Genomic DNA, 23,141 nt, shown 5'->3' with positions numbered 1-23,141 from the left:
CGGAGGAGGGGCTTTTTCATCTGGTTGGTGTTCGGGATGTCCGCCCACTTGCGCAGCAGCATGGCAAGACGAACCGCTGATTTCAGGCTCTAGTTCGTCCGGAGCCGCGAACCTCCGGAATTCAGCCGGATGCCACTCATGCCGCGTTTTGCGCCTTGCGAGCTCAGTACGAGACGCTGTTCGCGGCGATCAAGCTGCACCCTGAAGATCGAAAGATAGTCCAGCCCCAGAACCATCACGGGCTCGTCGGCAAGACCGAGATGGGCGAAGATGGCGGGATCTGCCACGAGAAGGTCTGGTCCCAGAACCCGGTGGCGGCCAAGGCTGAACCGGCGGGCTGTTGCCACGCGAATTGCCACGCCCTCTCCCGTAATTCCGAGGAGTTCCCGGGTTTTTTCCTCATTGGGCTTGGCGCCCGCATCGTCAGCGAACCGGCTGTTCACGTAGGAAATGCTGGAGCCGGTATCAATCAGGGCGAGACCCGTTTTGCCATTGAGTTTTACTTCAGCAAACCACAGGCCGTTCACCTGCCGCATGGGCAAACGGCTGGGCGTCAGCGTCGTGCTGGTATCGGGGCGGCCATCGTAAACCAGGATACGTCCGGCGTCGAAATCAAAGTCGATAACGTCCCCGGCGAGTGCATTTGCGGGTACGATATTGTGGACACCCATAACTTCGATCCGCCGGTTCAGGGCTGCATTCACCTGGCCCATGCGCACATTGCCGGCTGCCAGGCTGTCGACGCGTACCAGGGGGAAGATTTCGGCGCCCTCCAGTCCGAGCACATTGATCTTGGCGTCACCGGGCATCGGAACACCGGCTGCATTCGCGGTCGCAAGATCGATCATGGCGTGCGTCGCCGCCGTATCGACGACACCCGTGGCCTGAGTCGTACCATTGATGCGGAGCTGGACCACCATCTGACCGTACGAATTGACGTCAAAGGGAACAACGAGACGTTCAGCGGCATACGCGGGAATACAATAGAGCAGGGCAAGCAGCATGAAGACGAGACGACGAACCTGTCTCGCCATATGACCTTTTCGGTCCGCTAAGTATCCATGCACAGCGCTTATCACGCTTTCCTCGCCTTTGTTTCTCCAGAATGCCACAGAACAGGCTGGCGACCAAACGGATCGGGCAAGGCCCGCTTTCAAGTTGGCGCGGTTCGCGTATAGTCCTCGGCAAAAGACGTCAGGAGGAAAACAGACATGGCAGACGGACAGGAAGTCGGCGATCGCGCGCAATTCCGCGAAATGCTTGAAGGCACCAAGGAAGACTGGGATATCATTGTCTCGCACTCAAAGGGCTTCAACAAGGGGCTCGCCAAGCGTGTTCTCGACCATCTTCGGCTGCTTGACGGCGACTATGGCGGTTTCCCGGTCGATCGCCTGACCCATTCCCTCCAGACCGCCACGCGCGCGCACCGCGACGGGCGCGACGAGGAATACGTCGTCTGCGCGTTGCTGCACGATATCGGCGATACGCTTGGCAGCTTCAATCATCCCGATGTGGCTGCCGCGATCCTGAAGCCCTTCGTGTCGGAGGCCAACCTGTTCATGGTGGCCAATCATGGCGCCTTCCAGGGCTATTACTTCTTCGAATATATCGGGCTCGACAAGAATATGCGTGAGAAGTTCAAGGACAGCCCGCACTATGAATACTGCGCGCAGTTCTGCCACCTGTATGATCAGGCCGCGTTCGATCCCGACTATGAAAGCGAGCCGCTGGAATTCTTCGAACCCATGGTGGAACGGGTGTTCGCGAAACCGGTAAATTCCATGTATCTCAAGGCGATGCAGGAGTAGGGCCGAAACGGCCTCCCTTTCCGGGAGGCCGTTTTCGTCAGCCCGTGCAGGCGCCCTGGGTTGCGACGCTCGTGCCGTCCGCGTGGGCTTCGCATTTATTCGGATACGTCTTGGCGTTGCAGCCGCAGACTGGCGCATATTCGCGTGTGCAGACCGGTTTGATTTCCGTGCATGTACCGGCCACGTCCGCAGTGTTCACGCAGGCACCATCTTCAAGCTTGCAGAAGAGGCCTTCTTCGCATTGCAGGCCTGCGATGCCGCCACACATCTCGCCGACGGCGCTGATCGCTTGTGGCGGGACAATCTCAGCGGGTGCCTCAGCCGGTGGCGGCGCACTGCAAGCCGCCACGAACATGACAATCGGTAATAGAAGTCTGGTTGCAGTGAACCGCATGGATTCTCCTCGATATAGTGTATGCGGAGAGTCCTGCGGCAAAAACTCGCCTGAAGCAACCACCTAGGCTTTAACACCGCCCGCAACGAGCGCGAACATGTGCTGGCCATGCTCGCCACCACCCTTGAACGCGGGAAGGGTTTTTGACGTGTCGGTGATCTGGTCCCATTTGGCGGCGACTGCTTCGGCCGTAAGGTCATCGCCCTGGCCGACGAACGCGCCTTCGGTTTCGACGATTCGGGCCATCGAGAAAGCACCTGCGCCAGCCGAGAGAATCATGCCGGTAGGCGCGTCGTCCTTGACGAGGTTCATGACGCCCGGTGTGACGTATTCAGGCTTGAGCTGGGCCAGAACGGCTTCCGGCATCAGGCCTTCCGTCATCCGGGTCGCAGCGACCGGGCACACCGAGTTGATCTTGATATTGTTCTTGGCGCCTTCGATCTTGAGCGTATTCATCATGCCGACGAGACCGAGTTTGGCGGCGCCGTAATTGGCCTGGCCGAAATTGCCGTAGAGGCCGGTTGAAGAGGTGGTCACGACGATACGGCCGTAATTCTGCTCTTTCATGATGTCCCAGGCAGCGTGGATCGGCATGAACGAGCCGCGCAGGTGGACGTCGATCACGAGGTCGATGTCAGCCTGGGTCATCTTGGAGAAGGACTTGTCACGCAGGATGCCGGCATTGGCGATCAGGATGTCGATGCGGCCGAACCGGGCCATCGTGTCGTCGATCATCTTTTTGACGCCAGCTTCATCCGCGACGGACGAACCGTTTGCCATGGCTTCGCCGCCCAGCGCCTCGATTTCCTTGACGACGGCCTCGGCAGCGGCCGAGTTGCCGCCCGAGCCATCCATGCTGGCACCCAGATCGTTGATAACGACCTTTGCGCCGCGACGGGCGAGTTCGAGTGCGTGACACCGGCCAAGGCCGCCACCTGCACCCGTAACGATGGCAACGCGGCCGTCAAAGCGGATATCGGACATGGGAGAACTCCTGCATTTATTAGAAATCGGTTTGCCCGGCTTCACACCAGACGTTCACGTAAACGTCAAGCCGCGCCCCTGCGTCATATCTTGCCGAGCCGTTTTCGGCGGGCCAGAGTATCAAAATGAAACGCATGAAAAGGGAGGAACCAACATGCTGGCTTATGTGACCCTCGGAACGAACAACAAGGAGAAGGCGCTGGCTTTCTATGACGCCGTATTGGGCGAAATGGGTGCCAAGAGGTTCTTCGCGAATGACCGCCTGCAATTCTACGGCGTTGGCCCCGGCCAGCCGATGATCGCCATCGGCGACCCCTACGACAAGGAATCAGCCACGTGCGGGAACGGCGTGATGCCGGCCCTGGCCTGCGCGGACAATGCGATCGTCGACAAGGTCTACAACAAGGCCATCGAACTCGGCGCCGTTGACGAAGGCGCTCCGGGCAACAGGATGCCGACCTTCTATGGCGCCTATTTCCGCGACCCGGACGGCAACAAGATCTGCGTCTGCAAGCTGGGCTAAAGCCCGCTTAACCGTGTATCCCCGGGTTGTGGCCCGGGGATATCGATTCCGGCACCCTTCCTAGTCCGGCCGCCTGTCCTCGAGCCGGTCTGCGTAGAACGACCTGATGTCGACGCTGAGCGCCTCCAGCGCGCCCTCGTTCAGATACATCATGTGCCCACCCTGATAGTAGGTCATGGCAACCCGCTCCTGGGGTATGCCATAGCGGGCAAAAGTGATCTCGGCGTCGAAGAACGGCGTGATCATGTCGTAGTATCCGTTTGCGACCATCACCTTCAGCGACGTGTTGCGGCGCATTGCAGTCGTCAGTTGCCGGCCGACATTCAGATAGTGCGGTTCCCAATACTCACCCTCCGGCACGTCTCGGAAATCCCACTGCTCGCCAGCGTCCTCACTCGAGATCATGTAGGCGCGGTCCATCTCGACATTGAGATCGTTCGACAGGTACTGGTTCAGCAGCGCGGAATAGGCCGAGCTGATGGCATAGCTCGACACATCATCGTCGGGTGTCTCGGCAATGTCGTCGGCTTCGTCTCCCATGTACCGTCCATCCAGCCGGCCAATCGCGACGCCCTTGTCACGCAGAAGCTCCTTCTGGAACCGGGGCATCAGGATCCTCAGGTTTGACGTTTCGATATAGTCAGGCGCCAGTCCGGTGAAATAGGCCAGCCTGTCACGAATACGGGTCCGCTCCTGCGCGCTCAGCCGATCGCCTTTCCACAGGGCTGGGCCATACTCGTCGCGGGCAAAAGCACGGGCCTCGTTCAGGAACTGGTCCTGCGGAATGCCCGCGCCTGCCCGTCCGTGATACTGCGCGGCGGCGGCCATGCTGGGCAGGTAGGTTATGTATGAATACACATTGTCGTGGACGGAGGTTGAGCCTTCATAGTCCAGCGCCTGGGAAATCAGGACGAGGCCGTTGAGCGCGATATCGACATCACCTGTGGTAAGCTGGTTGGCGATATAGGCAGCCCGCGTGGTGCCGAAACTTTCACCGATCAGGTATTTGGGAGCGTTCCAGCGCTTGTGCTTGCTGATCCATATGCGGATGAGCTCGGAAATCGAGCCGCCATCCCCTTCTTCATTCCAATAGTCCTTGTTTTCGCCGCTGCCGATAGCCCGGCTGTAGCCGGTGCCTACCGGGTCGATAAAGACGAGGTCGGTCAGGTCCAGGATGCTGAGCGGATTATCAACCATCGTGTAGGGCGCGGCGCCATCGTCTGCATCCGCATCGCTCGCCACCTCGGCGCGCTTCGGCCCGAGCAGGCCGAGATGGAGCCAGACAGATGCCGAGCCCGGGCCGCCATTGAACACGAATGTCACAGGGCGCTGGGCACCGGCATTTTCCTTGATGTAGGAGATCGTAAACAGGCTAGCGGCCGGCTCGCCTTCTGCATTGTTGATATGTGTTTCTCCGGCTTCGACCCTGTAGGAGAGACGCTCGGACCCGAACACGCCCTTGTGCGAGCTCTCAAACAGCACGGGATCGGGCACGAGCTTGGGCGCCTCCTCCTCGGGGGCGTCTGTTGATTTTGAATCGGTTTGGGCAAAGGCAGGCATGGCAACAGCCATGGCCATGGCCAGGACGAGGGCGCGCATTTTCATCAGTGGGGTGTGTCTCCGGAAGCGTGAGCCGCCCGACGGGTCGAGGAACGGATCAAAAGCTTGATTATTATAGCAAAAACCTAGGCTTGGCTTGCGGCCCAGTCAACACGCAGCGAAATGCGGCGGATGGCAGCCCCTGCCTGGAGCGGTCAATGGGTGCGCCTCTCCCCGTTACACTTGTGCGCTTTCCAAGCCGGGCCGTCACGGCTAAGCCATAAAGCTATCAAAACGGGCTCGGGAGCGATTTTGAATGCTGGCAGGTTATGAATGGGGCTGGGACAATGCCCGGGCGCTGATTGGGATTGCCCTGATCTACGGGATCTGCTGGATCGTCTCCGAAAAGCGTGGCCTGTTCCCCTGGAAGATCGTGCTTGGTGCAACGGCGATGCAGTTCGTGTTTGCGCTGATACTGTTCTGGATCACGCCGGTGCGAAACGTGCTGTTGCAGGCAAATGTCGTTGTCGACGGCCTGCAGGATGCAACGCGCGCCGGCACGGGCTTCGTGTTCGGCTATGTCGGCGACAATGTCGCCGCAACGAACATGATCGGCACGGATGCGCCCCCGCTGTTTTTTTTCCAGATATTGCCCATTATCATCGTCGTTGCGGCCCTGTCGGCAATTCTGTGGCACTGGAAGATCCTGCGCTGGGTGACGAATGGCTTTGCCTACATCTTCCAGCGCACGATGGGCCTCGGCGGGGCCACATCGCTTGCGGTCTCGGCCAACGTGTTCATGGGCATGACCGAAGCGCCCGTCCTGATCCGGCCTTACATCAAGGGCATGACGCGGTCTGAACTGCTGATCATGATGACGGCGGGCTTTGCCACGATCGCGGGCTCGGTGCTCGTCGTCTATGGCGCGTTCCTGGACGGGAAGATGGCCAATCCGCTGCCGCAATTGCTGGCCGCATCCCTGATTGCCGCACCCGCAGCGGTGGCCGTGGCGCTGACCATGATCCCGGAAACCACACCGTCGAGCGAGCGGATGCAGGAGCCGGATTTCAAGTATGCCTCGACCATGGATGCGTTTTCCACCGGGGCGACGGACGGCCTGAAGATCGTGTTCAATATAGCCACGATGCTGATCGCGGCGCTGGCACTGCTCTGGATCGTGAATGCCGGGTTCGGCATGCTGCCCAACGTGGCCGGCGCGCCGCTCTCGATCGAGCGCATACTCGGCTGGGTCTTCGCGCCTCTCATGTACATGATTGGCGTGCCTTGGGCCGAAGCGTCCCAGTCAGGCTCGCTGATGGGCGTGAAGACAGTGCTCACCGAGTTTGTGGCGTTCATCCAGTTGGCCGAAATTCCAGTGGACGCGATGGACCCGCGCACGCGCATGATCACCGCCCATGCGATCTGCGGCTTTGCCAATTTCGGCTCCATGGGCATCCTGATTGGCGGGCTTTCAATCATCGAACCGGCACGGCGGGATGATTTCCTGTCGCTGGCCTGGCGCACGCTGCTGGCTGGAACGCTGGCGACCTGCCTGTCCGGCGCGGTTGTCGGGGCACTGCCCTACCAGCTGTTTGCGGGGGCTGGCGGCTGACCTGACGCTCGGGGAGGGCTCGCCTTGCGGCGGGCTTGACCCTAGGTATCCCGTGACGCAAAGCCTTGTTGCAAAATCAAAGGAATTTCCATGCTTCACCGACTGACTGTGACGTCTGCAAGCCTTGTCGCACTGGGTTACTGCCTGTCGGGACAGGCCGCAGCCCAGCAGGACACAGCCGTCTCACTAGAGCCAGTAACCGTGTTTGGCGACAGGTCGCCTGAACAGCCTGGGTCAAATACTTACGCGGATGCTGACGCCATCGCCGAAACCCTCGCCGACCACCCCGCCGAAATCCTGAACACGCTGCCGGGCGTGAATATCCAGATGAATTCCGGGCAGGAGCATCTGATTGCCATCCGCAGCCCTGTGCTGACTGGCGGGGCAGGGCAGGGCAGTTTCCTCATCCTCGAGAATGGCGTGCCGACGCGCTCGCCAGCTTTCGGCAACGTCAACAGCCTGATGGAGCCGCATCATGAAGTGGCAAGTGCCATCGAAGTGGTGCGCGGGCCGGGCAGCGCGAAATATGGCTCGAATGCCGTGCATGGCCTCGTCAACGTGATCCTGGGGCAACCCGGCGATGGCAGCTTTGCCCGCGCGAGTTATGGCACGCTCGGCCGCTACCGCACCGACATGGCGCTGGATGAGGGAAGCCATGTCCGTCTCGGTCTCTCCCTGCAGCACGACACGGGCTGGCGCGATAATACCGGCGTCGACCAGCAGAAACTGTCTGTCGTCGGAGCATATGAGCTTGGACCCTGGGATGTGGCACCATGGCTGTCAGCATCGAACCTCAACCAGGAATCGGCTGGCTTCGTCGTCGGCACCGACAGCTACAAGGATAGCGATCTGGTCACGCAGAACCCGAACCCGGAAGCCTATCGCGACGCCTGGTCGGCGCGGATGGGCGCGCGGGCAGAGCGGACGCTGGGGCCCGGAACGCTGGTGCTGATGCCCTATGCGCACAGCCAGGCAATGATTTTCTCACAGCACTTTCTGCCGAATGGCGGCGTCGAAAAGAATGCTCACACCGGCGGCGGCCTGATGGCGCGTTACGGATGGCAGGCGAGCGACGTGCTGGATGTGCGTGTCGGCGCCGATGTGGATTTGGCGAGTGGCTATTTGAAGGAAATCCAGCCGGAATCGTTCGGCTTTTTCCCGGGCGACACGCGATTCCCGCAAGGGGTCCACTATGACTATACGGTCGACACGACCACGCTGGCCCTGTGGGGCGAAGCGGAATGGAGCCTCGGCAACAATGTCAGCATTCTGGCAGGCCTGCGCGGCGAAACGCACGAATATGATTATGTCACCGATGCCCCGGCCGGCATCAACGGGCGCTTCAATGTGCCGGCAAATCGCACGGATAGCTTTGACCTGCTGACGCCGAAGCTCGGCCTGATCTGGTCGCCGGGCGACGTGAGCTATTACGTGAACTATGCGCGGGGAGAGCGGGCGCCGCAGGTGTCGGACCTCTACCGGTTGCAGAGCCTGCAGGTGGCGGGCGAGGTGGAGACCGAGACGCTGGACAGTGTGGAGATCGGCGCGCGCGGCAGCGCGCCAGGCGGGCGGCTGGTCTTCGATGTTGCTGCCTACTGGATGGACAAGGAAAACTTCTTCTTCCGCGACAGCGATGGCCTCAACGTGCCGGATGGCTCGACGCGCCATGTCGGCGTGGAAGCGGCAGCCGCCTTCCACATCACGGATACGCTGGCGCTCAAGGGCAATGTCGGATGGTCCGACCAGACTTATACATTTGACCGGATTGTCGGCTCGGGCTCCGAAACCATCCGCGATGGCAACCAGATCGACACGGCACCGGAATGGCTGGCCGATACCTCGCTGGACTGGCAGGCAACCGAGGCCATACAGCTGTCTCTGTCCGTCGAGCATGTCGGCGAGTATTTCGCCGATCCGGCCAACACCGCGACCTATCCCGGGCACACTGTGCTTGGTGCCCGCGGGGCCTACACTTTTGCGGATGAGACTGAACTGTTCCTGATCGTGCGCAACCTGACCGACGAAGCCTATGCAGACCGGGCCGACCTCGCCTTTGGCAATGGCCGTTACTTCCCGGGCGAGCCGCTCAATGCGACACTGGGCGTAAGAAAAACATTCTAGGAGGAAACAGGTGAAACTTTATCAGAGCCCCAAGGCCCCCAATCCCGACCGGGTCGTCTATTTCCTGCGGGCAAAAGGCAAGCTCGACGCTGTCGAGCTGATCGACGTTTCGATCATGGACCAGGAGCACAAGACTGCCGAATACCGGGCGCTGTCGCCTTATGCCCAGGTGCCGACGCTGGTGCTGGACGATGGCACGGCGATCACCGAGAGCCGGGCGATCTGCACCTATCTCGAAGGCATCTTCCCCGAACCGAACCTGATGGGTACCGACCCGAAGGAAAAGGCGCTGATCGAGATGTGGGACCGCCGCATCGAACTGATGTTCTTCATCCAGTTTGCGGGATGGTTCCGTAACGCCCACCCGATGATGGCGCCGCTTGAAGTGCCCCAGAGTCCTGAAGCGGCCGCAAAGGGCGAGAAGGCCGCGCGGGCGATGGCGAAGCGCCTCGACGACCACCTTGCGACGCACGAATTCGTCGCCGCCGACCGGTTCTCGATTGCTGACATCACGCTCTATATCGGGGTCGGCTTCTGCCGGGTCATGCAGTGGCAGCCGCAGAAGGAGCATGAGAATCTGGGCCGCTGGTACGATGCGATGACCGCGCGCGGGTTTGCGAAGGGCTAGCCCCCCCGCAAACCCTGTCTTCGGTCAGGCATTCTTGATCGACATGCCGCCATCGACCGGGATGTGCACGCCGTTAAGGAACGAGGCGGCGGGCAGGACCAGAGAGAGTGTCATATTAGCGACCTCTTCCGGGATGCCGTAACGGCGCAGCGGCACGCGGCGCTTGGCGTAGATTTCCTTGTGCTCGTCCGGAATGCCGGACGTGATGCCGGTAATGATCGGGCCGGGGCAGATGCAGTTCACCGTGATGCCCTCACGGCCGAGATCCACGGCAAGGCCGCGTGTCAGCCCGATGACGCCATGCTTTGCGGCGACGTAAGGTGAATTGCCCGGCGTCGCACCAAGGCCCTCGGTCGAAGCGATATTGACGATACGCCCCCAGCCATTCTTGCGCATATAGGGCAGGGCGGCGCGGATGGCGCGCTGGTGCGAGGTCAGCATCACATTGATGCTCGGCCCCCAGCTGTCTTCATAGCTTTCCTCACCCACATCACCGGCCTTCGCAAAACCGGCATTGTTCACGAGAATGTCCATGCCACCGAAATGGGCCGCCGCATTGTCGATCACGCGCTTGATGGCCGCAGCGTCCGAGACGTCGAGCTCCCAGCCCTTCACATTGTCAAAACCTGCGGCCTTGATCTCATCCACCACGACATCGACATCGCCCTGGCGCAGGTCGGTCACGGCGACGTTCGCGCCTTCGCGGGCGAACAGGTGTGCAGTCGCCCGGCCCATGCCGCTGGCGGCGCCGGTGATGAGGGCAGTCTTGCCTTTGATCGAACGGGAAAGTTCCTGATAGGGGGGCTGGCTCATGGTTTCGGCTTTCTGAGTTTGATGGTTCCGGAAAAATTGAGGACAGGACGGCCATTGGCGGTCACCAGTCCGCGCACAAAGGTAAGCGACCGCCCCTGGCGCAGCACTTCGCCGCGCGCTTCGATCAGTTCGCCTTCCAGGGCGCCATCCAGGAATTCAGATGTGAACGCGACAGTGAGCCCATAGACGCCTTCCATGCCGTGATGGGCAATGGCGAACAGGGCATAATCTGCGAAAGTCATCAGGCATCCGCCATGCATCACGCCGCCCGCATTCATGTGCTTGCGTTGGGCGCGGAAGGCCGCAACCTGTCCCTGGTCGTCGGTGCGCATGTAGAACGGACCAGCCGTATCGTGTTCGAACGGTTCCTCCGGCCAGGTCTTCCAGCCCTTGAATTCGCCTTCTGTCACTTCTGTCGCAACCATTTCCGCCTTGTTCCTCCCTTTTGGCTTTGATACCGCACGGTCACCCTTCGACAAGCCTGTCGCAACGGCATATCATAATCGGGACCAATAATTCACGGGAGCAAACTGATGGCCTTTGACGCCGAAATTCGTGCCGCCCTGATCGAGCAGGTTCGCCGGTTCGTGACCGAGAAATGCATACCGATCGAGGCGGAAGTCGGTGACAATGATGCCGTCCCGCAATCCATCGTCGACGAAATGAAGCAGCTCGGCCTGTTCGGCATCGCTGTTCCGGAAGAATATGGCGGTCTCGCGCTGGACATGGAAACCGAGTGTCTTGTGGCGTTCGAACTCGGCCACACATCCCCCGCGTTCCGCTCGGTGGCGGGCACGAATATCGGCATTGGCAGCCAGGCGCTGGTCCTGTTCGGGACCGATGCACAGAAATCGAAATGGCTGCCCGGCATTGCCAGCGGCGACCTGATCGCGAGCTTTGCGCTGACCGAGCCGGAAGCAGGCTCCGATGCCGGCAGCCTGACGACCAAGGCGATCCGCGACGGCGACCATTACGTGCTGAATGGCACCAAGCGCTACATCACCAACGCCAACAAGGCAGACCTGTTCACGGTCATGGCCCGTACCGATCCGTCCACGCCCGGTGCCAAGGGTGTGTCAGCTTTCGTGGTCGAGCGCAACACGCCCGGCGTGTCTGTGGGCCAGCCCGAAAAGAAGATGGGCCAGCAGGGCGCCCACATCTGCGATGTGATCTTCGACAATGCCCGTGTGCCGGCCGAAAACAGGCTGGCTGGCGAAGGCGAAGGCTTCAAGGTGGCGATGAGCGTGCTCGACAAGGGCCGCCTGCACATCTCCGCCGTCGCGACCGGCGTGTCAGAGCGCCTGATCAAGGAAATGGTCAACTATTCGCTGGAGCGTAAACAGTTCGGCAAGCCGATCATGGAGCACCAGCTGATCCAGGCCATGATTGCCGACAGCCAGGCCGAAACCTATGCCGCGCGCTGCATGATCCTCGATGCTGCCCGCCGCCGCGATACGGGCGAGGATGTCACCATGCTCGCGTCCTGCACGAAACTGTTCGCCACGGAGGCGTGCGGCCGCGTCGCGGATCGCGCGGTGCAGGTGTTCGGCGGCGCAGGCTATGTCACCGACTATGGCATCGAGCGCTTCTACCGCGACGTGCGCATCTTCCGCCTCTATGAAGGCACAAGCCAGATCCAGCAGATCATCATCGCCCGGGAACTCGCCCGGGCCGCCAAGGCAGGAAACCTCTAGATGTTCGACCACGATCCCACCGATCCGCACGAAGTCGGCCTCAACGCCGAACGCCTTGAGGCGATCCCCGATTACTTCCGCGAGAATTACATCGACACGGGCAAGCTGCCCTGCATGGCAACGCTCGTGTCGCGCGGCGGCGAGATCGCGCTTGAAGACTATTCCGGCACCACCGAAATGGGCGCAGGCGAGCACATCGGACCGCACACGATTTTCCGCATCTATTCCATGACCAAGCCGATCACGTCGCTGGCAGCAATGATGCTGTTCGAAGAGGGCAAGCTGCGCCTCGACCATGACGTCAGCCGCTACATCCCCGAATTTGCCGACGTGATGGTCTGGGATGCAGGCGACAAGGACACTTTCACCACCCGCAAGCCGGATCGCCCCATGAAGGTGCTGGACCTGTTCACCCACACGTCAGGCATCACCTACGGGTTCATGATGCAGCACCCGGTCGATTTCCTCTACCGGCAGGAGAAAATCGGGCGGCCTGACGAAACCCTTCTGGCCATGTCGAAACGGCTGGCGGCGCTTCCGCTCCAGTGCTCGCCGGGCACGGAATGGTGGTATGGCCATTCAATTGACGTGCTCGGCGCGATTGTCGAGATCGTCTCGGGCATGGAGCTCGACGAATTTTTCCGTCAGCGCATTACCGGCCCGCTCGGCATGCACGATACCGAATTCTGGGTGCCGGAAGAAAAGATCGACCGTCTCATGGCCTGCTACCAGAAGGATGCGGTGACAGGTGTGACCAGTCTCGCAGACGGTGCCGGCAAGGCCTCGAAGCTCTACACGAAACGCCCCACCTTGCTGAATGCGGGTGGCGGCCTGGTCTCCACCTTGCGCGACTATCACCGCTTCGCCCTGATGCTGCTGCGTGGCGGTACGCTGGATGGCCAGCGTCTTGTCAGCCCGAAAACGGTTGAGTTCATGCGCCAGAATCACCTGCCCGGCGGCCGGACGATGCGCGACATGGGCAAGTCCACGTTCACGGAAGTGATGTCTGACGGAGTGGGCTTCGGCCTCGGAGGATCGGTTGTCGTGGATGTCGTGGCCGGCCAGCAGCCCGGCAGCGAAGGCACGTTCAGCTGGGGCGGCCTTGCATCGACCTTCTTCTGGATCGATCCGGAAGAGGAGATCATCGCGATCCAGGCCACACAGTTGATGCCGTCCTCGACCTACCCGATGCGCCAGCAATTCCAGCAACTCGTCTACGCGGCGATCGACTGGTGAGCGAGCCGGGGCATAACGCTGTCCGCGATGCGATCCTGACGCTGACGGCGGAATGCGGCGCCGGCAAGACGATCAGCGCCGAACAGGCCGCCCGTGCGGTGAGCGAGGAAAACTTCCAGCGCGTGCTGAAAGACGTGCGCGCGGAGGCTGTTCGGCTGGCCAAGGCGGGAACCATCACGATCTATCGCAAGGGCAAGCCGGTCGACCCGGATACGTTCAAGGGTGTCTACCGGCTGGGTTTGCCTCAGGGCTGATACGGCGCGCCATACCGGCGCAGCTCAGACTCGACGGTGTCCCCTGAAATTCGCAACACATAGAGGCGGTCATATTCGGCCGCCTCATTGATTTCAGCGCCCGGTTCACCTCCCAGGAGTCCGACCAGATCGGGAGTCGTGTTGGAGTGCCCCACAACGAGTATCCTGCCGCTTTGGGAGTTCAACTCAGCCGCGAAAACAGTCAGGTCTGACGCATCATAGAGATCAACCGGCAAGGACATGAAATCGGCCAGCGGGGCGGCCGTCTCGCGCGTCCGCGCATAATCGGTGGAATAGATGCGCGCGATCCCCGCATCAGCCAGCGTCTCGGCGAGCAACCGGGCGCGTGCGGCGCCTTCCGGCGTCAGCGACGGGTCATCACCCGCCTGCTTTTCCGCGTGCCGGACCAGATAGATCGTCCGGTCCGGTTCAGCTGGAACGGCGCCAGTGCAGGCAGCGAGCAGAAGGGTTGCGGCCACCAGTCCCGTCAGGCTGCGCCGTGTCAGTCTCATGCGACCTGCGGCCGGACAATCGGCTGGTCGAGGGAAAAGGCATAATTGCTTGAGCCGTTTGCGCGCAGGTGCACCAGCCGCTGCCATCCGTCTTCCATGGTGAACCGTTCGCCGCGCGGGGCCCACCACATGACGAATCCCGGGCCCTGGCTGCGGTCAAGCTGCTCCTGCAGGCGGCGCATGCCGGCCGGGTGGGTTTTTCCCGAATAGACGAAGCTGCGCATGTCTTCGAGTGACCGCCATCCAGCCATCGTGCAGACATCAGGCGCTCCCGTGCCTCTCGGATAGGGAAACGCCTGGTAGAGGTCGCGCCAATGGCCGTCCGGCTGCCTCAGCCCGTGCGTATGCCAGTGAACGCCGTCAAAGCTGTCGGCGTCGCCGAAAATACGCGGAAGGATGGAAAGGAACACACGAACGAATTCGTTTTCATACGTGAACTCGCCCGTCGGCCGCGCGCAATTGAAATGGATCAATCGATAGTCCATGCGATATGCCGTCCCCCGGCCTATGAATACATCTGCCGCAAGTTGTCATGGATGCCTTACTCTATCCTTAATCGCATAAAAAATCGTTCAATCACAGGATGATCATTTCCCCTTGAATTCAGCCTTGCGCTTGCCAAGGAATGCCATCACGCCTTCCTTGAAGTCATCAGTGCGGCCAGCCGTCCGCTGGGCAAGGCGTTCGGCGCGCAGCGCGCCATCGAAATCGCCATCGCAGGCGGCCCAGACCAGTTTGCGGGTCATGGCCAGCGCCAGTGTCGGGCCCTCTGCAAGCTGCTGGGCAATCTGCTTTGCCGTCGTCATCAGCTCGGCGTCCTCGACCACGCGATTGACCAGGCCCCAGGCCATGGCCTGTTCCGCCGGCACTTTTTCGCCCAGCAGCGTCATCTCCATCGCCCGGGCCCGTCCGATGGTACGGGCCAGCAGATAGGTCGACCCGCCGTCCGGCACGAGGCCGATGCGCCGGAATGCCTGCAGGAAATAGCCGCTCTTGCCGCAGATCACGAGATCGCCGATCAGCCCCAGCGCGCAGCCAACCCCTGCGGCGGCACCGTTCACGGCCGTGATCACGGGATGGGGATGGTCCTGGACTGCCAGAATGAGGGGGTTGTAATGCGTTTCAAGCGCCCGGCCTGCGTCCGGCTGGGAGCCAGGGTGACTCAGCGCGGTTCCGCTGCCAGGATTGGCGCCGAGATTTGCGCCCGAACAGAAGCCGCGTCCCTTGCCCGTCAGGATCGTGCAGCGGGCCTCGTTGCGCGCCGTTTCGAATGCGTGGAGCAGCTCCTGCGCCGTATCGACTCCGCAGGCGTTCATGGTTGCCGGATCATCGAAGCTGATGATGGCAGTGCTGCCGTCCAGTTCGTACGAAATCTTTTCATAGGCCATATGTGTCGCTCCCGGATATGTTTGCGCGCAATCTAACCAGTCTTGTCCGCATGGGAACGCCTCACGCAGCGGCAATGTATTTCCCTTTGTTAACAGCTGAACGCGAGCTACAGTGTTCACAACACGAACAGGCATGGGAGAATTCGGCATGGCACTCGACAGCGTAACCGGCAGCGGAATGGAATCGGTCCTGACGCGGCAGAAGGCAGCAAACCTGCGTGACGGCATTCCGTCGGCAGCGAAGCGGATTGAATGGATCGACAAGGCCATCGACCTGCTGATCACCCACGGAGACGCTTTCAACGAAGCCATGTGCCAGGATTTCGGTCACCGTTCCAAGGACCAGTCGGGCTTTACCGATATCGTCTCCTCGATCGCCGCACTGAAATTCGCCAAGAAGCATCTTCACAAGTGGATGCAGCCGGAAAAGCGCAAAGTGGAATTTCCGCTGGGCCTGCTCGGGTCCAGGGCCCAGATCCAGTTCCAGCCCAAGGGCGTTATTGGCGTTATCAGCCCCTGGAACTTCCCCGTGAACCTCACGTTCACGCCGCTGGCAGGCGTCTTTGCCGCTGGCAACCGGTGCATGATCAAGCCATCCGAATTCACTGAAGCGACATCGGAACTGATGAAGTCCGTAGTCGCACAATACTATGACGAAGAAGAGGTCGCCGTCATCACTGGCGGTCCGGAGGTCGGCGCGGAATTCACCAAGCTGCCTTTCGACCATATCCTGTTCACCGGCGCGACCTCGGTTGCCAAACACGTCATGCGGGCGGCGGCCGACAACCTCGTTCCGCTCACCCTCGAACTCGGCGGCAAGAGCCCGGTCATCCTTGGCCGCTCGGCCGACATGCAGAAGGCGGCAAACCGCATCATGGCGGGCAAGACGCTGAATGCGGGCCAGATCTGCCTGGCACCGGACTATGCCTTCGTGCCGAAGGAAAAGACGGCGGAGTTCACCGCCGCTGCAACCAGCGCCGTGCAGAAAATGTTCCCGAGCGGCCTGAAGGACAATGACGATTACACCTCCATCGTGAACCAGCGGCACTATGACCGGATCATGGGATACCTCGAGGACGCGCGCGCCAAGGGTGCCGAGGTGATCGAGATCAATCCGACCGGCGACAATTTCTCGCAACAGCCGCACCACAAGATCGCCCCGCACATCATCGTGGATCCGACAGACGACATGCGCGTGATGCAGGACGAAATCTTCGGTCCGATCCTTCCGATCAAATCCTACGGTGAAACAAAGGATGCGATCGCCTATATCAACGCCAATGCACGGCCGCTGGGCCTGTATTATTTCGGCGAAGATTCGGCCGAGCGCGACACGGTGCTGAACAACACCACGTCCGGCGGCGTCACCGTCAATGACGTTATCTTCCATGTGGCACAGGAAGACCTGCCCTTCGGCGGCGTCGGCCCGTCAGGCATGGGCAGCTATCATGGCCGCGAAGGGTTCTACGAGTTCAGCCACAAGAAGTCGGTTTACACGCAGACGGGCAGCGAGATGCTGGCAATGATCAGGCCGCCCTATACGGATGCCTTCCGCAAGCAAATGACGTCCCGGCTGAAACGCTAACGCACTAGGCGTCCGGGGATCACCTGTTCCAGGCCTCCCCAGGCGACTCGTTGCGCGAACATGCAGGCATGTGAATGCTGAGCTCAGTTGAAGGCTTCAAGTCGGTAGTGCTGGACCAGCTCGCCGAAGGCGTCATCGTCGCGGATGCGGATGGCCGGATAATCAGCGTAAACCGTGCTGCAGAGGAGCTTCACGGGCAGGTCAGGCTGGACGTCATGCCGGATGGCTATTCTGATAGTTACGCGCTTCTCACGATGGATGATCTGCCCTATCCGCCCGACGACCTTCCCCTGGTACGGGCCGTTCGAAAGGGCGAATCCGTGGTGGAAGTGCCGTGGAAAATCCGCCGGCCTGACGGGTCCGTCATCATCGCCGTCGGAACCGCCCGTCCCGTGCGCAATGCGGCCGGCGTTCAAATCGGCTCTGTACTGACGATGCGGGACGAAACTCTCCGTGTGCGTGCTGAGCAGGAGTTACTCGAGGCGGTCAGGATAAAGGACGCGCTGCTGTTCGAGGTTCATCACCGCGTGCGCAACAGTCTTCAGATTGTGTCCTCCATTATTGCGTTGCCCTTGAAGCGTGTTCAGGACGAATTGGCGCGCGAGACGCTTGCCCTGACGCAGCAGCGCATAGAAGTGATTTCGACGATCCATCGCAGTCTTTACGAACTCGGCAAGCATGATCAAGTCGATTGCATCGCCTTGCTGCCGGACCTGTGCAAGCAAGTGGTCGAAACCTATTCGGTGCAGGAGGCGATTGGGTTCATTTGCGATACGCGCGGCGAACTGGTGCTGCCGGTCAGCAAGGCGGCGTCCGTGTGCCTTGCCGTGACAGAACTGATCACGAATGCATGCAAACATGCCTTTCAGGGGCGCAGCCCGGGCGTGGTCCGGCTGCTACTGGATGGGGCTACCGATCAGGTGCTGATCCAGGTCGAGGATGACGGCATCGGCATGCCGGTCGTGTCCGGGAAAAACGAACACCGTGGTATCGGCATGATCCTTGTGGATTCGCTAGCCAGGTCACTCGCTGCCGATATCAGGATCGTTTCAGATCCGTCGGGAACGTGCTTTACGATTGCCTTCACAAAGCCTGAGCCGGCTCCGGACCTGTCGCATGCATTGATCGCGAACTGGCGCAGCAAGGACCTCTAAGTCCTGGCTGCGCCGGTCGCGGCAGGGTGTCAGCGCTTCAGGAACGCCGGAACATCATCCCCGAAGCCTTTGACGCGTTCAGGTGCCGGCGCCAGGATCGGATCGTCATCCTTGCGCTTCTGGTCGCGCTGTGGACGTCCGCCGCGTGAACTGCGCTCGCTGCGGGCCGGACGTTCGCTGGCTTCATCCCTGTCAGTCTTCTCGACCTTCTCGACATTCTCGGCTTTTTCAGCCTTGGGTGCGCGCGTGCGCTTGGGCTTTTCAGCCCGTTCCGGCTTGGGCGCTGGCTCAGTGGCAGGTTCTGCTTTTGCAGGCTCTGCTTTTGCCACTTCAGCTTTTGGCGCATCGGATGCCGCCGTGCTGCGCGAACGGCCGCGTTCCGGGCGCTCGCCACGGCTGCGGCTTCGGCTGCTGCCGCTGCTACTGCGATCACCCCGGCCGCCCCGGCTGGAGCGTTCTTCCGGCGGCAGGTTTTCAAGCTCTTCGAGCAGGCCTTCGGGCATGTAGTCCTCGACGTCCTGCTGGATCATCTTCAGAACGAAGCCCCAAGACTTCTCGTCGCTTGGCGAGACGACTGTGAAGCTCTTGCCGCTCCGCCCGGCCCGTCCCGTCCGTCCGATACGGTGGACATAGTCCTCGTCTTTCGGCGGCGGCGAATAGTTGAACACATGGTCGACGTCCGGAATATCGAGGCCGCGTGCGGCCACATCGGATGCCACGAGCAGCTTCAGGTCGCCATCCCGGAAGCGCTGGAGCACTTCGGTGCGGAAGGCCTGCGGCAGGTCACCATGGATCGCGGCCGCATCATGGCCATGCTTCTGGAGCGAGGCTGCAACGACATCGACTTCGACCTTGCGGTTGCAGAATACGATGCCGTTCTTCACGTCGCAGGATTCAATGACGCGGCGAAGGGCCGTGCGCTTGGCTTTCGCGTCGTTGGATGGAATGTGGACAACGTGCTGCGTGATCGTCTTGGCCGCATCCGTCGGCCGCGCCACTTCGATCTTCACAGGGTTGATCTGGAAGCTCTTGGCGAGCCGCTGGATATCGGTCGGGAACGTCGCGGAGAACAGCAGCGTCTGGCGCTTTGGCGGCAGCTTGGCGACGATTTTCTCGATATCGGGAATGAATCCCATGTCGAGCATGCGGTCAGCTTCGTCGATGATCAGGTAATCGACGCCCATCAGCAGCAGCTTGCCGCGTTCGAACTGGTCCATCAGGCGGCCCGGTGTCGCGATCAGAACGTCAACGCCGCGCTGCAGCAGGCCTTCCTGCTCCTTGAAGCTGACGCCGCCGATCAGCAGCGCCATGGTGAGCTTGAGATATTTGCCGTACTTCTCGAAATTCTCGGCCACCTGGGCGGCAAGTTCGCGCGTCGGGCAAAGGATCAGGCAGCGCGGCATGCGGGCCCGGGCCCGGCCACGCGCCAGCCGGTGGATCATCGGCAGCACGAAGGCGGCCGTCTTGCCCGTGCCGGTCTGGGCGATGCCGGTAATGTCACCGCCTGCGAGAATGTGGGGGATGGCTTCCAGCTGGATCGGCGTGGGGATCGTATACCCAGCTTCTTCTACAGCTTTCAGCACGTTCGGCCCAAGGCCGAGATCTGCAAATGTTACGTCGTTCAAAGTGTTTCCAGTCCAAGGATTGTTAATAATACCCGACGCTGCCCGAATGGCAGCTTTGCCGGGCGAATCCTGAGCCCGGAGCGTCTGTTGCGCTGCACATAGTTCAAATTGTGGAAAAGGTGAAGGCTTCTCCGGCAGATTGGTCGAATCAGGGCCGGAAGGGCCGGGGAATCGGGCTTGTGCCTTATCGGCACATCCCCCTGTTCTCCGGGCAAAAAAAGACCCGCCGTTTCCGGCAGGTCCTGTTCGTTTGCCTGCCGCGAGGACCTCAGGCGAGGTTCTTGTTCGCAAAATCCCAGTTGATCAGGCTGTTCAGGAACGCGTCCATATAGTTCGGGCGGCTGTTCTGGTAATCGAGATAATAGGCGTGCTCCCAGACATCCATGGTCAGGATCGGCGTGACACCGGCTTCGGTCAGCGGCGTCTCGGCGTTCGGGGTCTTGGTGATCGCCAGCTTGCCATCCTTCTCCACCAGCCAGGCCCAGCCTGAACCGAACTGGCCGCCGCCGGCCGCCTTGAAGTCCTTGATGAACTGGTCATAGCCGCCGAGATCCCGGTCGATCATTTCTGCGACCTTGCCGGTTGGCTTGCCGCCGCCGCCGGGCTTCATCGAGTGCCAGTAGAATGTGTGGTTCCAGACCTGCGCCGCATTGTTGAACAGTCCGGCTTTCGACTTGTCGCCTGCCGCCTTGTTGATGATCTCTTCCAGCGTCGCGTTCGCCAGGTCAGTGCCTTCGATCAGGCCGTTCAGGTTGGTCACATAGGCCTGATGGTGCTTGCCATGGTGGTAGTTCAGGGTCTCCTCGGAAATGTGCGGGGCGAGGTCGCCACGTCCGTAAGGGAGCTCGGGAAGTGAAAATGCCATGTCAGCGTCCTTTCTTGCATAAGATTGACTGGTGTATCAGCGCGTCATCCCACATATGGGTTCCATGTCAAACGAGACCAGCCCCTTGAGCAAGAGACAATGGAAGGCGATTGACGCCCGTGTGAAGCGCGTTGACGAAGATCGCTGGATATCAAGCCGCTTTGCTCCCGAGATCTACCGCAACGCCCTGATAGCACTTTACGCGCTGGCTTACGAGCTGGCCCGGGTCCGGCTGGCCGTGACCGAGGAAACCCTGGGCGCGATCCGCTTCCAGTGGTGGCGCGACGCCCTGACCGAGATTGCCGAGGAAAAGCCGCCGCGCGCCCATGACGTCTGCCTTGCCATTTACGAAGAGGTTGCCTGCCAGCGCCTCAAGGTTGGCGCCCTGCAGAAACTGGTCGACGGCTACGAAGCCGCCTTCGACGCAGGCGACAGGTCGCGCGAGCCGGAAGCCTGGCTTGCGGCCGTAGCCGCCAGCGTACTCGCCGGGGCGCATGGCTGGGGCACCGAAATCCAGCAGGTCGCACCGGCCTATGCCGCCGCACGGCGCAGCGACACCAAGGCGTTCGGTCCGCACGTCGCGCCCGCACCCAAGCCCATCCGCCCGGCCATCGCCCACTTCCGCCTGCGAAAATTCTACGCCGATGGCCGCGACCCAAACCCGATCACCAAGCGGCTCAGCATCATGAAAGCGATGAACACAGGCCAGGTCTGACGGTCCGGGCGCTGATTGGATTCGGAACCAGTCCGGCGGTTACGCGTTTCTACTGCTGCCAGCTGGAGAAACCTCATGAAGCCTCGCACCGTCGCATCCGCCGCGCTCATCCTGGCCCTTGGCACTGCACTGGGCGCGTGCAGCGGAATCCAGCCGGCCCCTGTCGAGACCGGCTTCGGTCCGGCACCGAACTTGCCGCAACCCGACAACAGTCTCCTGCCCACCGTCAACATCGCCGAAGCCAGGGCGTGGACCGGCGATGCAAAGCCGACCCCGGCAGCCGGGCTGGCCGTCACACAGTTCGCCGCGAACCTCGACCACCCCCGCTGGCTGTACCAGTTGCCGAATGGCGACGTACTGGTCGCGGAAACAAACGGTCCACCACGCCCCGAAGACAGCAAGGGCATTCGCGGATTCTTCATGAAGCGCGTCATGGCAAAGGCCGGCGCAACCGTGCCCAGCGCCAACCGCATCTCGTTGCTTCGCGACGCGGACGCTGACGGGGTCGCCGAAACCCATACGACCTTCCTCAGCGGCCTCAACTCGCCTTTTGGCATGACGCTGGTCGGTGACACGCTCTACATAGCCAATACCGATGGCATCGTCACCGTGCCTTATACCGAAGGCGAAACCGCTATCTCGGCCTCGCCCGAGGTTTTCTTTGCGCTGCCCGCAGGCCCCATCAACCATCATTGGACCAAGAACGTGATCGCCAGCCCGGACGGCACGAAGCTCTATGCCGCTGTCGGGTCCAACAGCAATGTTGCCGAAAACGGCATCGAGGCCGAAGAGGGCCGCGCCGCCATCTGGGAAATCAACATTGCGTCGCGCGAGGGCCGCGTCATGGCCACCGGCCTGCGCAATCCTGTCGGCATGGATATCGATCCGGCCACCGGCACGCTGTTCACGGTCGTCAACGAGCGCGACGAACTCGGCAACAATCTCGTGCCGGACTATCTCACCTCCGTGAAGGATGGCGCCTTCTACGGCTGGCCCTACAGCTATTTTGGCCAGAACGTCGATGAACGCGTCGACCGGCAAAATCCAGACCTCGTCGCCAGCGCCATCGCGCCGGACTATGCGCTTGGCGCCCACACGGCTTCGCTCGGTCTCGACCTCACCAGCGGATCGACCGGCGCCATGGTTACGCGTTTCGGTGATGGCGCCTTCATCGGCCAGCACGGATCGTGGAACCGCAAGCCCCGCAGTGGCTATAAGGTCATCTTCGTGCCCTTCGCCAATGGCCTGCCGTCAGGCGAGCCAACCACCGTGCTTGATGACTTCATGACCAATGATATCGCACACGGCCGCCCTGTCGGCGTCTTGCTGGACCAGTCCGGCGGACTTCTCGTGGCGGATGATGTCGGTAACCGCATCTGGCGGATCACCGCGCAATAAGGCGGCCTATTCCGCCGGCACCAGCGCAGCTTCGCCCGCCAGCCACGTATCGGCATCCTCCAGCGCACGCACGGCCTGCGCCCGCTTCTTGGCACGGCCCTTGTCCTTGCCGCGCAGGCGTTTGCCATCCGGGCCGACTTTCGAATAGTCCGTGATGTCGGGGAACAGGCCGAAGTTCACGTTCATAGGCTGGAAGCTCTGCTTGCCCTGCAAGTGGCCGCCGGTGATGTGCAGCACCAGCGCGCCCAGCGCCGTTGTCGGCGGCGGCGGGGCCAGGGTGCGGCCGAGGCGTT

At 61.3% G+C, this 23,141-nt stretch carries 23 protein-coding genes and 1 pseudogene; 12 read left to right on the top strand and 12 right to left on the bottom strand.

Going from position 1 to position 23,141, the window contains the following annotated elements; all coding sequences use genetic code 11:
* Positions 1–89 precede the first annotated feature (89 nt).
* Complete coding sequence (locus VR74_RS04555; protein ID WP_299949604.1) at positions 90–1,034, bottom strand: pepsin/retropepsin-like aspartic protease family protein; 945 nt, start codon at positions 1,032–1,034, stop codon at positions 90–92.
* 177 nt (positions 1,035–1,211) lie between these two features.
* Between VR74_RS04555 and VR74_RS04550 the strand changes: the two genes are divergently transcribed.
* Positions 1,212–1,808 carry an HD domain-containing protein gene (locus VR74_RS04550; RefSeq protein WP_045694772.1) on the top strand — a complete coding sequence of 199 codons (597 nt, stop codon included), beginning with the start codon at positions 1,212–1,214 and terminating at the stop codon, positions 1,806–1,808.
* 37 nt (positions 1,809–1,845) lie between these two features.
* On the opposite strand, the gene VR74_RS04545 is transcribed toward VR74_RS04550, so the two are convergent.
* Entirely contained in the window at positions 1,846–2,202 is a 357-nt protein-coding gene (locus tag VR74_RS04545) for a Kazal domain-containing protein (RefSeq protein WP_299949602.1), read from the bottom strand.
* Positions 2,203–2,265: 63 nt separating this feature from the next.
* Positions 2,266–3,186 carry an SDR family NAD(P)-dependent oxidoreductase gene (locus VR74_RS04540; protein WP_045694770.1) on the bottom strand — a complete coding sequence of 307 codons (921 nt, stop codon included), beginning with the start codon at positions 3,184–3,186 and terminating at the stop codon, positions 2,266–2,268.
* 154 nt (positions 3,187–3,340) lie between these two features.
* Here VR74_RS04540 and VR74_RS04535 point away from each other — a divergent pair, with 154 nt between their 5' ends.
* Entirely contained in the window at positions 3,341–3,709 is a 369-nt protein-coding gene (locus tag VR74_RS04535) for a VOC family protein (RefSeq protein WP_045694768.1), read from the top strand.
* A gap of 60 nt (positions 3,710–3,769) precedes the next feature.
* On the opposite strand, the gene VR74_RS04530 is transcribed toward VR74_RS04535, so the two are convergent.
* The gene (locus tag VR74_RS04530; protein ID WP_045694767.1) at positions 3,770–5,314 is read right to left on the bottom strand and encodes a peptidase S10; all 1,545 of its coding nucleotides are present in this window, start codon (positions 5,312–5,314) and stop codon (positions 3,770–3,772) included.
* Between the two features lie 250 nt (positions 5,315–5,564).
* Here VR74_RS04530 and VR74_RS04525 point away from each other — a divergent pair, with 250 nt between their 5' ends.
* The 3 genes from VR74_RS04525 (at position 5,565) to VR74_RS04515 (ending at position 9,609) form a co-directional block, all read left to right on the top strand.
* On the top strand, positions 5,565–6,860 hold the full coding sequence (locus tag VR74_RS04525) for a nucleoside transporter C-terminal domain-containing protein (protein WP_045694766.1): 1,296 nt from the start codon (positions 5,565–5,567) through the stop codon (positions 6,858–6,860).
* Positions 6,861–6,950: 90 nt separating this feature from the next.
* Positions 6,951–8,981, top strand: coding sequence for a TonB-dependent receptor (locus VR74_RS04520; RefSeq protein WP_045694764.1), 2,031 nt, complete (start codon positions 6,951–6,953; stop codon positions 8,979–8,981).
* A gap of 10 nt (positions 8,982–8,991) precedes the next feature.
* Positions 8,992–9,609, top strand: a complete 618-nt coding sequence (locus tag VR74_RS04515) for a glutathione S-transferase family protein (RefSeq protein ID WP_045694763.1) — start codon at positions 8,992–8,994, stop codon at positions 9,607–9,609.
* A 24-nt stretch (positions 9,610–9,633) separates the two neighbouring features.
* Here the strand turns inward: VR74_RS04515 and VR74_RS04510 are convergent, their stop codons facing one another.
* Both VR74_RS04510 and VR74_RS04505 read right to left on the bottom strand, forming a co-directional pair.
* Positions 9,634–10,422, bottom strand: a complete 789-nt coding sequence (locus VR74_RS04510; RefSeq protein WP_045694761.1) for an SDR family NAD(P)-dependent oxidoreductase — start codon at positions 10,420–10,422, stop codon at positions 9,634–9,636.
* On the bottom strand, positions 10,419–10,847 hold the full coding sequence (locus VR74_RS04505; protein WP_045694759.1) for a PaaI family thioesterase: 429 nt from the start codon (positions 10,845–10,847) through the stop codon (positions 10,419–10,421). Before VR74_RS04505 ends, VR74_RS04510 begins: the two co-directional genes overlap by 4 nt.
* Before the next feature lie 108 nt (positions 10,848–10,955).
* On the opposite strand from VR74_RS04505, the gene VR74_RS04500 reads away from it, so the two are divergent.
* Genes VR74_RS04500 through VR74_RS04490 form a run of 3 tightly spaced genes read left to right on the top strand, consistent with a single transcriptional unit; the run spans position 10,956 to position 13,606 of the window.
* The gene (locus VR74_RS04500; protein ID WP_045694758.1) at positions 10,956–12,116 is read left to right on the top strand and encodes an acyl-CoA dehydrogenase family protein; all 1,161 of its coding nucleotides are present in this window, start codon (positions 10,956–10,958) and stop codon (positions 12,114–12,116) included.
* Positions 12,117–13,352, top strand: coding sequence for a serine hydrolase domain-containing protein (locus VR74_RS04495; RefSeq protein WP_045694756.1), 1,236 nt, complete (start codon positions 12,117–12,119; stop codon positions 13,350–13,352).
* The gene (locus tag VR74_RS04490; protein WP_299949600.1) at positions 13,349–13,606 is read left to right on the top strand and encodes a DUF3253 domain-containing protein; all 258 of its coding nucleotides are present in this window, start codon (positions 13,349–13,351) and stop codon (positions 13,604–13,606) included. Before VR74_RS04495 ends, VR74_RS04490 begins: the two co-directional genes overlap by 4 nt.
* Here VR74_RS04490 and VR74_RS04485 read toward each other — a convergent pair.
* The 3 genes from VR74_RS04485 to VR74_RS04475 form a co-directional block, all read right to left on the bottom strand.
* Positions 13,597–14,118 carry a phosphoglycerate mutase family protein gene (locus VR74_RS04485; RefSeq protein ID WP_045694753.1) on the bottom strand — a complete coding sequence of 174 codons (522 nt, stop codon included), beginning with the start codon at positions 14,116–14,118 and terminating at the stop codon, positions 13,597–13,599. The two genes, VR74_RS04490 and VR74_RS04485, sit on opposite strands and share 10 nt — an antisense overlap.
* A complete protein-coding gene (locus tag VR74_RS04480; protein ID WP_045694752.1) occupies positions 14,115–14,603 on the bottom strand; it encodes a DUF3291 domain-containing protein in 489 nt (162 codons plus the stop codon). The genes VR74_RS04485 and VR74_RS04480 overlap by 4 nt, the downstream gene beginning before the upstream one ends.
* A 102-nt stretch (positions 14,604–14,705) precedes the next feature.
* Positions 14,706–15,506: an enoyl-CoA hydratase/isomerase gene (locus VR74_RS04475; RefSeq protein ID WP_045694750.1), complete on the bottom strand. Its 801-nt coding sequence runs from the start codon at positions 15,504–15,506 to the stop codon at positions 14,706–14,708.
* Between the two features lie 148 nt (positions 15,507–15,654).
* Here VR74_RS04475 and VR74_RS04470 point away from each other — a divergent pair, with 148 nt between their 5' ends.
* Positions 15,655–17,091, top strand: coding sequence for a coniferyl aldehyde dehydrogenase (locus VR74_RS04470; RefSeq protein WP_045694749.1), 1,437 nt, complete (start codon positions 15,655–15,657; stop codon positions 17,089–17,091).
* A 74-nt stretch (positions 17,092–17,165) separates the two neighbouring features.
* On the top strand, positions 17,166–18,245 hold the full coding sequence (locus tag VR74_RS04465; RefSeq protein WP_045694747.1) for a histidine kinase dimerization/phosphoacceptor domain -containing protein: 1,080 nt from the start codon (positions 17,166–17,168) through the stop codon (positions 18,243–18,245).
* 29 nt (positions 18,246–18,274) lie between these two features.
* On the opposite strand, the gene VR74_RS04460 is transcribed toward VR74_RS04465, so the two are convergent.
* Entirely contained in the window at positions 18,275–19,870 is a 1,596-nt protein-coding gene (locus VR74_RS04460; protein ID WP_045694745.1) for a DEAD/DEAH box helicase, read from the bottom strand.
* Positions 19,871–20,138: 268 nt separating this feature from the next.
* Positions 20,139–20,735 carry a superoxide dismutase gene (locus VR74_RS04455; RefSeq protein ID WP_045694744.1) on the bottom strand — a complete coding sequence of 199 codons (597 nt, stop codon included), beginning with the start codon at positions 20,733–20,735 and terminating at the stop codon, positions 20,139–20,141.
* 85 nt (positions 20,736–20,820) lie between these two features.
* Between VR74_RS04455 and VR74_RS20510 the strand changes: the two genes are divergently transcribed.
* Positions 20,821–21,450: a squalene/phytoene synthase family protein gene (locus VR74_RS20510; protein WP_299949598.1), complete on the top strand. Its 630-nt coding sequence runs from the start codon at positions 20,821–20,823 to the stop codon at positions 21,448–21,450.
* A gap of 75 nt (positions 21,451–21,525) precedes the next feature.
* Positions 21,526–22,848 (top strand): sorbosone dehydrogenase family protein, encoded by a 1,323-nt coding sequence (locus VR74_RS04445; RefSeq protein WP_299949596.1) that lies wholly within the window; start codon positions 21,526–21,528, stop codon positions 22,846–22,848.
* 6 nt (positions 22,849–22,854) lie between these two features.
* Here the strand turns inward: VR74_RS04445 and VR74_RS04440 are convergent.
* Positions 22,855–23,141: pseudogene (locus tag VR74_RS04440) on the bottom strand (FADH(2)-oxidizing methylenetetrahydrofolate--tRNA-(uracil(54)-C(5))-methyltransferase TrmFO); the annotation flags it as partial.

Origin of the sequence: Hyphomonas sp. BRH_c22 (assembly GCF_000961795.1) — a bacterium.
In the GTDB taxonomy this organism is placed as follows: domain Bacteria; phylum Pseudomonadota; class Alphaproteobacteria; order Caulobacterales; family Hyphomonadaceae; genus Hyphomonas.
This window is presented reverse-complemented; position numbering and strand designations above follow the sequence as displayed.